The sequence below is a fragment of the Pectobacterium peruviense genome, assembly GCF_003312355.2.
In the GTDB taxonomy this organism is placed as follows: domain Bacteria; phylum Pseudomonadota; class Gammaproteobacteria; order Enterobacterales; family Enterobacteriaceae; genus Pectobacterium; species Pectobacterium peruviense.
Genome location: NZ_CP161826.1, coordinates 1,808,849 through 1,823,579, shown reverse-complemented (window position 1 = coordinate 1,823,579; position 14,731 = coordinate 1,808,849). Strand labels below are relative to the sequence as shown.

Genomic DNA, 14,731 nt, shown 5'->3' with positions numbered 1-14,731 from the left:
GAAGGATTACGCGCGAGTGGGCTGCCGATCGATAGTAAGTTGTTGATCAATATAGTCGTAGGTAATACTCAGTGCTTCTTCGCAGTTGAAGGCGTTATGACTTAGCGCTCCGCGCAGCCACAAGCCATCGATCAACCCCGCTAGCCCTTTTGCCGCAATGCGTGCGTTATTTTTCGGCAAACAGCGGCTGAACTCGACACTCAAGTTGGAATAAAGCCGCCGATCGTTGACCTGCTGCAGTCGATGGAGCATGGGGGAATGCAGACTACTAGCCCAGAACGCCAGCCAGGTTTTCATCGCCGCGCTGTTTGTCTGGCTATCATCAAAATTCCCCTGAACAATCGCCCGCAAACGAGCACGAGGCGTATTTTCTGCCAGGTTCAGCAATCTTGATTTCACCGCCAGCCCCAGATGGCTAATCAGATAACGCATCGTCGCTTCCAGTAAGCCATTTTTATCGCGGAAGTAATGGCTGATGATCCCATTCGACACCCCCGCGCGTCGGGCAATCTGTACGATCGAGGCGTCATGCATCCCAACATCGTTAATCGCTGCCAGCGTCGCTTCGATGAGTTGCTGCCGTCTGATGGGCTGCATTCCGACTTTAGGCACCGCGTTCTCCCTTCATTTTTTGTGTTATGAATCACGGTAAAAGACGATGATTCGTGATCCGATTTATCCTATTAAACTTTTTTTTGATTGAACGTTCAATAAAAAATGAATATCTTTTATTGCTGAAAGGTTAAAAATTCGTATCAATTATCACAAAAAGTGGCTTTAGTTCAGACGATAACGCCGCCTTAAAATAAACGACTTATTTTTTGTTCTGACAACCATCTTCAACGGAAAGCGTACTCAGCGGATGTCCTGCGCCTTGTTATTGGTATGGGATAAGCTCTTGATATGCGCTAAGCGCGCTTCGTGGAGAGAGGAGTCAGAGTATCGATTCACATAACGCAAGGGATAACGATGCCAGCCTCAGAAACCACCACCCAGCAGGATCGCCTGAATCCTGTCGTGTTCTATACATCAGCGGGATTAATACTGACCTTCTCGCTGATGACAATGCTGTTTAACAAAGAAGCGAATGAATGGATTACCCACGCACTCAACTGGGTTTCTGCCACATTTGGTTGGTATTACCTGCTAGCCGCCACGCTCTACATCGTTTTCGTCATCTTCATCGCCTCGTCTCGGTTTGGTTCAATCAAGCTCGGGCCGGAACAATCGAAACCTGAATTTAGCCTGATGAGCTGGGCGGCAATGCTGTTTGCAGCGGGGATCGGCATCGATTTAATGTTCTTTTCCGTCGCGGAACCTATCACGCAATACATGATGCCGCCGGAAGGACAAGGCCAAACGATGGAAGCAGCGCGACAGGCCATGGTCTGGACGTTGTTTCACTATGGGCTGACGGGCTGGTCAATGTACGCCCTGATGGGAATCGCGCTGGGTTACTTCAGCTACCGGTATAATTTGCCGCTGACTATTCGCTCTGCCCTGTACCCTATCTTTGGTAAACGCATCAATGGCCCGATTGGGCACAGCGTCGATATTGCAGCCGTACTCGGCACCATTTTCGGTATCGCGACCACGTTGGGTATCGGCGTCGTTCAGCTTAACTATGGGCTGAAAGTCCTGTTCCAAATCCCAGAGAATCTCACCGTTCAGGCTTCTCTGATCCTGCTTTCCGTGATCATGGCGACCGTTTCCGTGACGTCCGGTGTCAATCGCGGCATTCGCTTCCTCTCCGAGCTTAACGTTCTGCTCGCGCTGGGTTTAATTCTCTTTCTGCTCTTTTGGGGCGATACCGAGTTTCTGCTAAACGCGCTGGTACTTAACGTCGGGGATTACATCAATCGCTTTACCGGTATGACGCTCAACAGTTTTGCGTTCGATAGACCGACAGAATGGATGAATAGCTGGACGCTGTTTTTCTGGGCATGGTGGGTCGCATGGGCACCGTTTGTCGGGCTATTTCTGGCACGTATCTCACGCGGCAGAACGATTCGCCAGTTCGTCGTCGGTACGCTGATCATTCCATTTGTTTTTACGCTGCTGTGGCTCTCCATTTTCGGCAACAGCGCGCTTTATCAGGTGATCCACGGTAATCTGGACTTTGCGAATGAAGTCATGCAGCACCCGGAACGCGGATTCTACAGTCTGCTGGCACAGTACCCAGGTTTCAGCCTGAGTGCCTCTGTCGCCACCATTACCGGCCTGCTGTTTTATGTCACGTCTGCCGATTCTGGTTCACTGGTGCTGGGCAACTTTACCTCTCGCCTTGCCGACATCAATAATGATGCACCAAACTGGCTGCGCGTTTTCTGGTCAGTCGCTATTGGTCTGCTGACACTGGGTATGCTGATGACAAACGGCGTTTCAGCATTACAGAACACCACCGTCATCATGGGGTTACCGTTTAGCTTTGTGATGTTCTTTATTATGGCAGGCTTATATAAATCACTTCGGGTCGAGGACTACCGTAAAGCCAGCTCCTTACAAACGTCGGCACCTATGCCAATATCCGGTGACGATCGCTTGAACTGGAAACAGCGTCTCTCGCGCGTCATGAATTTCCCCGGTACGACGCATACACAGAAAATGCTGGATAACGTCTGTAAAGTCGCGATGGATGATGTTGCGCGTGAACTACGTCTACGAGGCACCAGCGTTGAAGTCAACGAATTGCCTCCTGTCGAAGATGAGCGCTTGAACCATCTCGAACTGTTGGTTGATTTGGGCGATGAACAGAACTTTCTTTATCAGATTTGGCCACAGCGTTATAGCGTCCCGGCTTTTACCTACCGTGCGCGGTCAGGCAAATCAGATTATTACCGGCTTGAAACCTTCTTATTAGAAGGAAGTCAGGGGAATGACTTGATGGATTACAGCAAAGAACAGGTGATTAACGACATTTTGGATCAGTACGAACGACACCTGAATTTTCTTCATCTTAATCGAGAAGCACCGGGCAATACGCTCACCTTCCCCGACGCGTAATCATCAACCCAATGGCGCTGAAATACAGCGCCATTTTTCAATCACTTACCCTCTAGTTACTCATTTTCTCTGCATCGTGTTTTTCCCGAATTTATGGGCTGTGCCGCATTCTTTGCTTCCACGATTTGCGCTTTATTTTTGAAACGGTATACTGCACACATCAAATTGAAATACAGTTTTAAAAAATGTATTTGTCCGTCACAGAAAAGGAACGAACATGAAAATTGCACTGATTAACGAGAACAGCCAGGCTGCCAAAAACGCCATCATCGCCGAGTCTCTGACCAAAGCTGTTGCACCGTTGGGCCACACTGTACACAACTACGGCCAATACGCAGTTGAAGATGCAGCACAGCTGACCTACATCCAGAACGGTATTCTGGCAGCTATCCTGCTGAACTCTGGCGCAGCTGATTTCGTCGTAACCGGTTGCGGTACTGGCCAAGGCGCAATGTTGGCTTGTAACTCCTTCCCAGGCGTAATCTGCGGTCTGGTTGTTGACCCATCTGATGCTTACCTGTTCTCTCAGATCAACAACGGTAACGCGGTATCCGTTCCTTACGCTAAAGGCTTTGGCTGGGGCGCTGAACTGAACCTGGAAAACCTGTTTACCCAGTTGTTCAAAGAAGAAGGCGGCAGAGGCTATCCAAGCGATCGCGTTGCTCCTCAACAACGTAACAAGAAAATCCTGGATGCCGTGAAAGCTGTGACCTACAACGATCTGATCACAATCCTGAAAGGTCTCGATCAGGATCTGGTTAAAGGTGCAATTGCTGGTCCTAAATTCCAGGAATACTTCTTCGCTAACAGCAAAGACGAAGCACTGACCAGCTACATCAAAACGCTGCTGGCGTAATCGTCCAATCGCTGCAAAAAAACCACAGGTCATTGCGATCTGTGGTTTTTTTATGCGTTTTTTTCACTGATTTTGTCTACATGTTGACGACACGGTTACGCAGACTATCCGTTACCGTTCAATGCTTAGCCAGACGCACTGATAGCGCTAAATACTGCTTGACCGGAGCTAAGTGACTCCCTATAGTAGCGCCCCGTTGCCCCTTGTAGGCAACCCCCGGTGAGGTGTCCGAGAGGCTGAAGGAGCACGCCTGGAAAGTGTGTATACGTGAAAACGTATCAAGGGTTCGAATCCCTTCCTCACCGCCATATAAAAGAAAACGCCCTTGACGCAAGTCAGGGGCGTTTTCTTTTATGGTGTTGGCGCGAGAATTTTCATTCCCGCGCCACACAAACATCAGCCATAGGCATGGAGCGTACGCTGGCACAGTGCCGAACGAACGCAGTCCTCTTTACCGAAAGAGACCACGCCAATCATGTCATCGTCAACAAAACGCTCCAGTGCATCGCGCAGGCCGGATTTAACCCCAGCAGGCAAGTCACACTGCGTCACATCACCATTCACGATAACGGTAACATTCTCGCCTAAACGCGTCAGGAACATTTTCATTTGGTTCACCGTCACGTTTTGCGCTTCATCCAGAATCACAACTGCATTTTCAAACGTCCGCCCGCGCATATAAGCAAAAGGCGCGATTTCAACTTTGCCTATTTCCGGCCGTAAGCAATACTGCATAAAAGATGATCCCAGCCGACGCAGGAGTATGTCGTAAACTGGGCGGAAATAAGGCGCAAACTTCTCCGAAATATCACCGGGTAAAAAGCCAAGATCCTCATCAGCCTGTAATACTGGCCGCGTAACAATAATGCGCTCAACCTCTTTATGGATTAGTGCCTCCGCCGCTTTCGCAGCGCTCAGATACGTTTTGCCGCAGCCAGCTTCGCCTGTGGCAAAAATCAACTGTTTGTTTTCTATCGCAGACAAGTAATGTTCCTGGGCGGCGGTACGAGCTTGAATAACAGAATTATCACGATTCTCACGCGCCATTCCGATTGCTTCAATCCCGCCCATCTGTACCAGAGAAGTGACCGATTCTTCTTCACGCTGACGATGGCTACGCGAATCACGACGGATAACGCGTTTTGCTTCACGACGAGCTTTGATCACTGCTTTTTGTCTTCCCATAGTGGCACCTTACAGTTTGTTTCACTTACCGCACTGCTTTGCAGCGCGTGACGTTTAACTCACTAACGAGGTTAGGCTTCCTTATTAAGCCAATAGCGGACAGAAAATACACATGAGTCATCCACGAACCGTGTAAAAAACGGGCCGAACATTCATGGATAGGAAAAGAAAATAAATGGGGAACTTGGGTAAAGAGAGAATGGAGCAGTGTTGAAAATAAGTGGGAGGAAAATCCCTCGCATCGGCGAGTCAGCAGCGTAGAATCTTGACATCGATTACAAAGTCCACAAGCGGACATTACCATGCGCGTTCCTCACTGTGACAACAACTATTCCACTGAATAATGATTGATCGCATCGTAGAACTACTGCTAACCATTCCCTAAAAATTAGTGCCGAATGATTTCAGTAGTATGACAGTGCAATAATTTGCCCCTACAACGCAAGCATTTTTTACACTGTCATAACATTTACGTATAGTCAGTATCCCATGGATTAGCAATGTCAGCCTGAGAAATACGCACTATGCGCGTTAAAAATGCCGCTGCCAGTCCAGGTATTGATCGTATTTTCGTAGGGCGCTGCGGTAGATATTTTGCTCAATGTCAGGAAGGTAGTCGCATACACGCTGCTGTACCCCATCACGGTGCCCGGAAAAAGTTTCTGCAGGATAATTATTTGCGACCAGCAGTTCATCCAACCGCCGCAGACGAATGACATACTCGCGCATCGTGCTATGACGAACTTCGGTTTGTTCGATCAGATATTGTGTGAAAGCTTTAATATCGAAATAGCTAGCAGTGGTATTGCATAATATTTCGCTACAAAAGCGGCAAAGTGGGATTAATTCCTGTTGCAGACCAGACCATATTTCGTCATCGATAAGCCTGTCGATGCTGCCAATTGATTTTTTATTGATAAGCTGATTGCGAAACACCAGTGAAACGCGGTCAAGTTCTTTATCACACTGGGAACAGTTGGTCTGTCTATGTTTGAAGTCTTTCAGATAACGGCTTAGCAGCTGTTTCTTCCGAATTGATGGGTGCATGAATCCATTCCATGACAATATATAACTTCAATGTGAAGCCATAGCACCTCTCATTACGCTAGAGGATCCGGTGCTACAAAACAGACAGTATTGACTATTCAGATACTGAGGCAAAATGCTCATCAATATTCAAAAAAATTGTCATGGTCCTGCTGCTGCTTCAGTGGCTGAAGATATATTTTGATAACAGTATTCCTACGCAGCGCAATTAAACATCGTTCATTAATTTCACGCGCAGGCGCTTTATCGCCTGGCTATGCAACTGACTGACTCTTGATTCTCCAACCTCAAGAACGGCACCGATTTCTTTCAGGTTCAACTCTTCCTGATAGTAGAGCGTCAACACCAACTTCTCACGTTCTGGCAGGTTTTCAATGGCGTCCATCACACGATGGCGCAAATTGCCTTCCATCAATTGATGCAATGGGTTGGCATCTTCGTTGCCTTCCAGTAACGCCTCTGCGCTATCGCCATGTTCTTCACGCCATTCATCGTAAGAGAAAAGCTGGCTATTGTTCGTATCCAGCAATATCTGACGATAATCCTCAAGCGTGATGTTCAAGGTCTGCGCAACTTCCTGCTCCGTTGGAGTACGACCGAGTTGTTGTTCAGTCTGTTGCATTGCTTGTGCCACTTCCCGCGCATTACGCCGTACACTGCGTGGAGCCCAATCACGACTGCGTAATTCATCCAGCATCGAGCCACGAATTCGTTGAACGGCATAGGTGGTAAACGCCGTGCCTTGCAACGAATCATAACGTTCAACTGCGCTTAGCAAGCCAATACCGCCAGCTTGTAGCAAATCGTCAAGTTCAACACTCGCGGGGAGACGAACCTGTAAACGCAAGGCTTCATGGCGCACTAGTGGGACATAGCGCTTCCAGAGGGAATTTTTATCCATTGTGCCTTCGGCGGTATACAAATCGCTCACAGTGACAAATACCTACGATGATAATGTTATCGACACTATTATGCTTTTAGGTAGGGTAGCCAATCGCCTGAATAGCGTCAAAAAAGAAGGGTTATTCCTGCCATGTATGACAAGATTAGGTAAAGAATATGCGGTTAGAAGCAAAAATGCCAGTCGCATGGAATGCAATGAGACACTAAATTTGTGATGTACATCTCTTTCGAGGGGGATGATTCTAGCGCAGGTTCTACGCAGAGAAAAGGATGTTTTATGGGCGAGAAAACCATTTTCAATACATGGCCCCCTGTGCCTAAAATCAGGCTAAAGATCGGACTTATGTACTTTTACTACCACTTAACCAAATGACTCAGTGGCTTTACGTGTTTCCTTTATAAGGATCTAGCACCGAGTCTTGCAATCTCAGTGGTTCACTATCAAAAGTGATTGGATTGAACGACACGGCTTACATATCTCAATTTCTAGTACAGATAAAAACACACTGCGGCCTCAGTATTTAAACGATGGAAAATGATATTAATCATTCACCACAGATTAAACTTTCACACCATAAACAGCCAAAATTGATCTCGGATTGATGCTACTAAAAGTTTGGTATAATATCTTGTAACATCTACATTTTCAAAACCCGGTGCACAATGATATCAGTCTGCATGATCGTGAAAAATGAAGCTTTGCACTTGAGTAGCTCGCTGAAAGAAATTGCAAAATATTTTGATGATATTATTGTTGTTGATACTGGATCCAGCGATGACTCAAAGAATATTGCTAGGGATTTTACTGACAAAATTTATGATTTTGAGTGGATATCAGATTTCTCAGCTGCGAGAAATTACTCACTACAATTCGCTAAGTATGATTGGGTTTTAGTGGTGGACGCTGATGAAATAATTAATAAATTTGATATCGAGCTACTCTCTGAACTGATTAACGCTCACCCTACGCAGGTCGGTACCGTAGAGGTCGCAAGTATCACCAATGATGAAAGCTCGGAAGACATAGATTTAATCCAAGAACGAATAAGCCGAATTTTCAACAAAAAATATTATGAGTTTTTCGGTATTATCCATGAGCAAATTTGCAAGAAAAATACTGGAGAAGCGCCTGATGGACGTTTTGATACTCCATTATCATTCACGCACAGTGGTTACACGAAAGAAACGATAGAAAGCAAAAATAAGATCGCCCGCAATATTACATTACTCGAGAATGCTATCGATAAAACGAGCGATGATCCCTATCTGCATTATCAGTTAGGAAAAAGTCACTACTTAGGAAAAAATTACGAGCAAGCAGCACAAAGTTTTGAAACATCATTACGTCTGCAAAAAGATATGCACCAGGATTACAATGAAGTTCTGATTGAATGTTACGGTTATTGCTTAATTAATACCGAGAAATATGAAAAAGCCTTAGGTATTTTACAATATGAAAATCTCTGTCACTCTACTGATTTTATGTTTTTAAAAGCATTAATACTCATGAATAACGCTGATTTTCAGAATGCGATTGATACATTTCAGTTATGCACAAAAATGGGACCAGGTCGAAAACAAGGCGTTGGGACGTATAAGGCCAATTACAACATAGCGGTTATACTTGAGTGTTTTGGTATGAAGTCTGAAGCTCTCGACTATTACCAACGATGCGGGAATTATAAGCTAGCGCTTGACGGAATAATAAGAGTTAAAACATAATTTTTTATGACAAGATAATGGAATACCTGCACATTACTAAAAATGATATTCCATTTAAATAATATTTAATTTAAAAATTCATATATTCATCATTTAGAAGGTTATAGTAATTTGAGCTAATTAATGCTTTCGTCAGATCAGCTCGACTATGCTTATCAAAAAATGAATAATTAATTTTGCAAGCAAGCGGCAATCCAGAATCCCTCATCATATAATAACTTTCATCGCCACTACCAAGTCTAGGTGCTCTATAATTACTCAGTAACTCTTGGCCATTAAGATTAAAACTTTCATGGACACCAAACGTATTAAGATGTATTGACTCAAACAATAAACTTAAATGTTTATTACTCGGATGGCTAACCGTTGAAAAACAGTCTTGATCTTGGGACAAAGAAGATAAATAGTAATCTGAGAAATCAAAAATCAACTTTCCTGAATTATATAATCTTTTGTATTTATCAGCATCCTCGATCAGAGCAGCATGTTTTTTATCTTGGGATAAACTTACATTGTGATATTGAAAAATAGCATCCTGATAATTAAAGCCTGAGAGATACAAATGCAGAAACCGGTAGTCTACATAAACCATAAGGTCAGGTAGATCTTTATCTATGTAGGCTAATTGCGGACTAGATATTCGAGACTCCATTGTAGGCAGCATTTTTATATCAAAATATCGTTCCAATGAGGAAGTAGAGAACCGCCCCCATCGTTCAGAGTGATACTGCATAAAGATAACATCACAAGACTCTAATTCATGGTAGAAGTTTATAACATCAGTTTTTTCATTTAATTTATATATTGGCGTATTAAAAATATAATCATACTGATTTCCGCTTATATTTTTATTACCTTTCAATAACTCACCAATTATTTCAAGCTGGCAATTTCCAACTAAGGCGACTCTCATAAAATACCTATGTAAAATATATGAAAATAACGAATAACTTATTAAATCATTGAATGGGGCTATTTCTAAAAACTCATCAAATCTATATTATTCTTAGTGAAGGTAGAATTAACCACGCCTACCTACCGCTATTATTTATTGGGAAGGATAGAAAAATAACTATAAAAAAAAGCATAAAATTATGGTTTTCTTTTAGATATTTCAATTAGAAAATCTTTCTCTAACTTGAGTAATTCCTTATTTCTTTCTTTTATTTTCTTTACTGGGCTACCAAAATAAACCCCCCATTCAGAAAGGCTTTTTGTTACAAGGGAGAGAGCCCCCACAGAGGTGCCTTCACCAATAGTCAACTTGGGTAAAATTACTGTTCCTGAACCGATAATTGAATGTCTTCCTAAAATCACCTCACCTGAAGTGACTCCTGTATACTCTGGGCTTACAGTAGGATTAGTCAAATACTTCCCAGTATAATCATCTGTTTTACTATAAATTTTAACACCTTGAGATATACCACTGAAATCATTCATTGTTATACCTGCACCTGCAGATAATAGTGAATAACCACCTATATGTATAAATGATCCTAAGTTCAAAAAACCATTATCGCTTGCGATTATCGTCGTATATCCATCGATTCTCACATTACTTCCAATTGATATATTCTCTAAACCTAAGATAGTGCAATTTTTTGCAATGCATACATTTTTGCCTAATGATTTAAAACCAAAATTAATCAGTTCATTTTCTGTAAAGAAACCAACATTAAAAGGATTCATAAAGAACCTACCTACGTTAGGTTAAACTAATAAAAAGCCACTCTCTTAGCAGAATTACTTAAATAACCACTCGATATTAATTCTCATTACTCAGGAAAGCATTGGTCATTTAAGTAAAACTAATCTGCTTGACAAGCTATGCTATGAATTAAGTCAATAATTCCCCTTTGCTCATTTTCTTGTAAGTCTGCATAAATGGGTAAACAAAGTACAGATTCAGCAACAATGTGAGACTCAGGTAAATTTTCGGTTTTCGCACTATCCAAACCACGATACATTGGGAATGTACTAATTAAGGGATAAAAATAACGTTGTGTAAATATACCTGCCACTTTCATTAAGAGATACAGCTCATCTCTACTACAGGGAAAACCCTCCCCAACAAAGATAGGACAATAGGCATAATAGCAGAAGTATTTGACGTAATAGCTTGCTCAATCTTATCAGGATCGAGGTTACAAGTCAGAGGATCAATATCTACAAATACGGGTTTTAGCCCATTCCACAAAATTGAGTGTGAGGTAGCCACAAAGGAATACGGAGTCGTGATAACTTCACCAGCAATGCGTAATGTCTGTAATGCCGTCAATAGTGCTAAGGTGCCATTTGAAAAAAGACTGATATCCTTAACTCCTAAGTATTTTGCCAGTTCTTCTTCAAATTGCTCATTTAAAGGCCCACCATTTGTTAATCTTTTATTTTCCCATATCTTTCCAAATAAAGGATAAATTCTTCAAGTGGAGGAAGCAGTGGACTGGTAACATATATTTAATTTTTCACAAACAGCCCTTAATATAATAAATTAGCGAGGCAGCCAAGTTTTCTTTATAATTTCTAGATTTTTTTGATTAAGCATCCAGTTCTCCTGAACCTCACTTTTCAACACAGCACCAACCGTTCTGGCCGAATCAACATCATGGATATATTGACTCATTGCAGCAGACCAGTCTTTATATCTATTTTTCGCAAAGTTAACGGAAAGATTACCTTTGTAACATAGAACATCGCTGCATATAACTGGTATACCACATATACAAAACTCTAATAGGCGAATATTACTGCGAACTCGATTAGCATTATTATCAACCAGCGGTGCTATTGCAAAATCGAGATTGAGCGAAGCTAGCTGTTGAGGGTAATGAGTAAAACCGTGATAGCGATGATATTCGTGAATAAACGGTTTCAGTTTAGGAGGGTAAGTCCCTAGGAATACCCATGTAACGAGGTGAGAAAAATCGCGGATAACGTTAGAGACTAACTCAATATCTTCATCATTGAGATCAAGCGTTACACATCCAACCCGTGGTTTTTCGCTAGCCCTTCCGGTCAAGACCAGCTCATTCCAAAAATGAGGTAAATATGTAGGCAAAATTTTAATATCGTGATGCATTCTGCCATATTGCTCAGCTAACACTTCAGAACCTACAATCACTCTATCAAAAGGAGCTAAATCTTCTTTTATTTTTTTCAAGTGCTCTTTTTTATTTTTAATATCATCAAATTTACTTGATTCATAATAGTTCATATCATAAATAGAAAAACAATCTTTTATCGATTTGAAATCGGTTATTTTCCCACTTTGAATACAGTTCTGTGTGATAATTACATCAGGTTCTATTTGTAAAAAATCAGATATAACGAGAGATTCTGAAGCAACGGCTCCGTCAACCATTCCATGGTATCGCATGTTATAAAAAGGTTCTTCTAAACGATATCTCTCCATCGAATTGCTACCGCCAGAAAACACCATTGCACGAGACAGTCGTTGAGGCTCTGGCGATAACTCACATGGTCTGAGATTTTTTTCTATTCTATAACATTGAGTTAATGACAAGTTCTTATTATATGCAGGATCATTAGCAATGACCCCTCCCCACTTGTGGTAGATAACTCTCTCTTGTTCTGAGCAAGTTTCTTTGCTTTTATAATTTTTTTCTGGAGATAAATCAGTCGCAACAATAGAGTAAGGCGTCCAAACAGAAAGATAACCCGCTTCACGAATTTTTAGACATAAATCGATATCAGTAAGATATCCTTCTGTCAGCGACTCATCTACGCCACCAACATCGTGATAAATAGAGCGCCTTATAAGTAAGCACAATGAGGGAAGCGCACTATAGTTTTGTTCTATGGCCAAACGGTTCATATAACCCGAATCTGCATAGTGACTCCCAACGAAAGGCGTTTCCGCTACACCATTGAGCCCAAGAACCATACCTGCGGAATAAATTTTCTCATTTAGATTAATAACCTTGCTGCCAACACACCCAACATCATCACGCAGACAATGATTAACTAAATTTTCCAGCCATTCATCGTGCGCTGGAAAAACTGCGACATCAAGCAAGAGAAGATAATCACCCGATGCTTGATTAGCAGCAATATTGTTGAGCTTAGCGCGACTTTCCTGATGTGGAAATATAATAGTCTTTATTCTATTAGGATCAATTTTACTTACTTCTTCCAACCAGTAACGATTCTCTTCAATCTCAGCATAGCAACTCAGAATTAAAATTTCATAATTGGTATATTTAGATTTTTCCAGCAATCCCATCACACAGCGTTGCAATACATTGACATCACCGTTATCGATGATAAAGATACTAATTTTAGGTAAATCTTTGTTATGGCCATAAACAACCCGACACCCACCTGATGAATTAGGTAAAATTAAGCTATTCACATAACCTTTTGCGTTTAAGTAGTTACTAATCAGTTGCTCTACTTTGCTATTATCTAATTCTTTTTTTGATTCACTGATTAATAATGGCTCAGGAAAATGACCGATATTCCCCTTTCCTTTCTCTGTAATCAAACGCATCAGAACATCGAAATCAAAAAACTCAGGGGAAATATCATTGTAATAATTCGTATCTATAAAAATACTTTGATGGAAGAAACAGCCAACAAAAAATGCGCTTGGGAAACCAAGAAAGTAATCAATACTAAAATCTGGTAAAAAAGCCGATTCTAATTCACCACAATCATTAATGAATATTTTGTCAGGATAGACTGCGCTATAGTCACTTTCTTTATTTAAGAAGCATATTACAGAAAAAAAGCTGTCTGCGATGAATGTGACTCCCGCTCTCACATACTGAAACCAGTTAACACACTGCTGCATCGCTATATTTTTTATAGTAGAGTGTAGTTTTTCTGTTTCGCACAATGAAACCCAAGACTCAAAATCTTTAGAAAGAGTATATTCCCCATCAGTAAAAACAATACAGCGTAATCTTGAATACATCCCCTTTACAGGTAATAAAGATTCTAATGTAGTTAAAACCTCATGCCAAGATTCCGAACGATCATAGATGCAAACATAAATAGCTTGGGGTGATACTAATTCATCAATATTCCTAGAAGCTAGGGCAACTCTTTCCGGAGAAAGCGTCCTCTGTTCAACCCATTTCACTATGTTTTCTTTACAGTTATTATAATAACTCTGCGCTTTATCTTGCGTAATATCTAAAAAATTGGAAAGTTGCTGATTTGATACACTCTCCAACCCTTCATAAAACTCTTTATATTTATAAAGGTTTTCCTTTGCTCGCTCCAATTCATACGGGGAATCATCCCAAGCGACATCAGCATTACCTACATCTTTAGATGTCTTCTCCGTAATAGCATATTTTTCATATCCTTCAGCAACTCTGGCCACCACAGGACAGCCACACAATCCTGCTAAAACACAGGTGCCAGATGCTTCATAAGAATACATAACGCGCCCACGCTTAAGGACTTTAGCAAGCTCATTCAACGATAATGGCTGCTCCATCGATAAAATTTTTATATTCTCGGGCAACGTTGAAAAGTCGACAGAACTTCGTGGAACTCGATTTAAATATAAAATATCAAGATCTTTTTCTGTAAAATCGTCACAAAATACTGATAAATCATAAGTTGATATTGTCAGTAAATCCACATTCGCTTCATTTTCAGCAAACTCTTGTCGATAAAAGAAAAAGAGATCATCCTCACCAGCATTAATACTATTGCCGTTCAGGACACCCTCTCTATTCAGCATATACCTGACACAGAGAGGCGCTTCCAGAGGGTTGCCTGACTCTATTTCAGGGTAAACCGCGATGAATATTTCTCCAGAGTCTTTATATTCGTTAAATTTACCAGACGTTAATTGCGGTGTATTCCATTCAGGGTTGGTTATAGGAGAAACAATATATGCCTCTCCCCCGTGTTGGTTAATAAGATGGCAAAGGCGATGCATAACCTGAATCCCAAGAGAGGATTCAATATAACCTGGAACAGTAATTACATAAGGATATTTAAATTTTTTACTCATCGTTTATCCTAAAAATCAAACAC

At 41.7% G+C, this 14,731-nt stretch carries 10 protein-coding genes, 1 tRNA gene and 1 pseudogene; 4 read left to right on the top strand and 8 right to left on the bottom strand.

The features are described from left to right. Positions 1 to 6 precede the first annotated feature (6 nt). Positions 7 to 612 (bottom strand): transcriptional regulator BetI, encoded by a 606-nt coding sequence (gene betI, locus DUT67_RS08265; protein ID WP_101781810.1) that lies wholly within the window; start codon positions 610 to 612, stop codon positions 7 to 9. A gap of 357 nt (positions 613 to 969) precedes the next feature. Between betI and DUT67_RS08260 the strand changes: the two genes are divergently transcribed. From DUT67_RS08260 to DUT67_RS08250, 3 genes are all read left to right on the top strand, one after another. Then, positions 970 to 3,003: a choline transporter gene (locus DUT67_RS08260; protein WP_048259622.1), complete on the top strand. Its 2,034-nt coding sequence runs from the start codon at positions 970 to 972 to the stop codon at positions 3,001 to 3,003. A 217-nt stretch (positions 3,004 to 3,220) separates the two neighbouring features. After that, a complete protein-coding gene (locus DUT67_RS08255; protein ID WP_010287191.1) occupies positions 3,221 to 3,859 on the top strand; it encodes an RpiB/LacA/LacB family sugar-phosphate isomerase in 639 nt (212 codons plus the stop codon). A gap of 218 nt (positions 3,860 to 4,077) precedes the next feature. Then, positions 4,078 to 4,167, top strand: a tRNA-Ser gene (locus DUT67_RS08250). Between the two features lie 88 nt (positions 4,168 to 4,255). On the opposite strand, the gene phoH is transcribed toward DUT67_RS08250, so the two are convergent. The 3 genes from phoH to DUT67_RS08235 form a co-directional block, all read right to left on the bottom strand. Next, positions 4,256 to 5,044: a phosphate starvation-inducible protein PhoH gene (gene phoH, locus DUT67_RS08245; protein WP_048259621.1), complete on the bottom strand. Its 789-nt coding sequence runs from the start codon at positions 5,042 to 5,044 to the stop codon at positions 4,256 to 4,258. 531 nt (positions 5,045 to 5,575) lie between these two features. Further along, entirely contained in the window at positions 5,576 to 6,091 is a 516-nt protein-coding gene (fliZ, locus tag DUT67_RS08240; protein ID WP_048259620.1) for a flagella biosynthesis regulatory protein FliZ, read from the bottom strand. 208 nt (positions 6,092 to 6,299) lie between these two features. Beyond that, on the bottom strand, positions 6,300 to 7,022 hold the full coding sequence (locus DUT67_RS08235; RefSeq protein ID WP_011093316.1) for an RNA polymerase sigma factor FliA: 723 nt from the start codon (positions 7,020 to 7,022) through the stop codon (positions 6,300 to 6,302). Between the two features lie 650 nt (positions 7,023 to 7,672). Between DUT67_RS08235 and DUT67_RS08230 the strand changes: the two genes are divergently transcribed. Then, a complete protein-coding gene (locus DUT67_RS08230; RefSeq protein ID WP_317616506.1) occupies positions 7,673 to 8,716 on the top strand; it encodes a glycosyltransferase in 1,044 nt (347 codons plus the stop codon). Between the two features lie 70 nt (positions 8,717 to 8,786). Here the strand turns inward: DUT67_RS08230 and DUT67_RS08225 are convergent, their stop codons facing one another. From DUT67_RS08225 to DUT67_RS08210, 4 genes and pseudogenes are all read right to left on the bottom strand, one after another. After that, the gene (locus tag DUT67_RS08225) at positions 8,787 to 9,629 is read right to left on the bottom strand and encodes a WcbI family polysaccharide biosynthesis putative acetyltransferase (protein ID WP_189339525.1); all 843 of its coding nucleotides are present in this window, start codon (positions 9,627 to 9,629) and stop codon (positions 8,787 to 8,789) included. A gap of 179 nt (positions 9,630 to 9,808) precedes the next feature. Next, the gene (locus DUT67_RS08220) at positions 9,809 to 10,405 is read right to left on the bottom strand and encodes an acyltransferase (RefSeq protein WP_113627736.1); all 597 of its coding nucleotides are present in this window, start codon (positions 10,403 to 10,405) and stop codon (positions 9,809 to 9,811) included. 119 nt (positions 10,406 to 10,524) lie between these two features. Continuing rightward, a pseudogene (locus DUT67_RS08215) lies at positions 10,525 to 11,173 on the bottom strand (DegT/DnrJ/EryC1/StrS family aminotransferase). Positions 11,174 to 11,207: 34 nt separating this feature from the next. Then, entirely contained in the window at positions 11,208 to 14,708 is a 3,501-nt protein-coding gene (locus DUT67_RS08210; RefSeq protein WP_113632551.1) for a glycosyltransferase, read from the bottom strand. Positions 14,709 to 14,731 lie beyond the last annotated feature (23 nt).

Bases quoted from the DNA above. Each gene is read 5' to 3' on its own strand.
- fliZ (WP_048259620.1), bottom strand. From the start codon at position 6,091: ATGCACCCATCAATTCGGAAGAAACAGCTGCTAAGCCGTTATCTGAAA.
- DUT67_RS08260 (WP_048259622.1), top strand. From the start codon at position 970: ATGCCAGCCTCAGAAACCACCACCCAGCAGGATCGCCTGAATCCTGTC.
- DUT67_RS08210 (WP_113632551.1), bottom strand. From the start codon at position 14,708: ATGAGTAAAAAATTTAAATATCCTTATGTAATTACTGTTCCAGGTTAT.
- DUT67_RS08220 (WP_113627736.1), bottom strand. From the start codon at position 10,405: ATGAATCCTTTTAATGTTGGTTTCTTTACAGAAAATGAACTGATTAAT.
- DUT67_RS08225 (WP_189339525.1), bottom strand. From the start codon at position 9,629: ATGAGAGTCGCCTTAGTTGGAAATTGCCAGCTTGAAATAATTGGTGAG.
- DUT67_RS08230 (WP_317616506.1), top strand. From the start codon at position 7,673: ATGATCGTGAAAAATGAAGCTTTGCACTTGAGTAGCTCGCTGAAAGAA.
- phoH (WP_048259621.1), bottom strand. From the start codon at position 5,044: ATGGGAAGACAAAAAGCAGTGATCAAAGCTCGTCGTGAAGCAAAACGC.
- DUT67_RS08255 (WP_010287191.1), top strand. From the start codon at position 3,221: ATGAAAATTGCACTGATTAACGAGAACAGCCAGGCTGCCAAAAACGCC.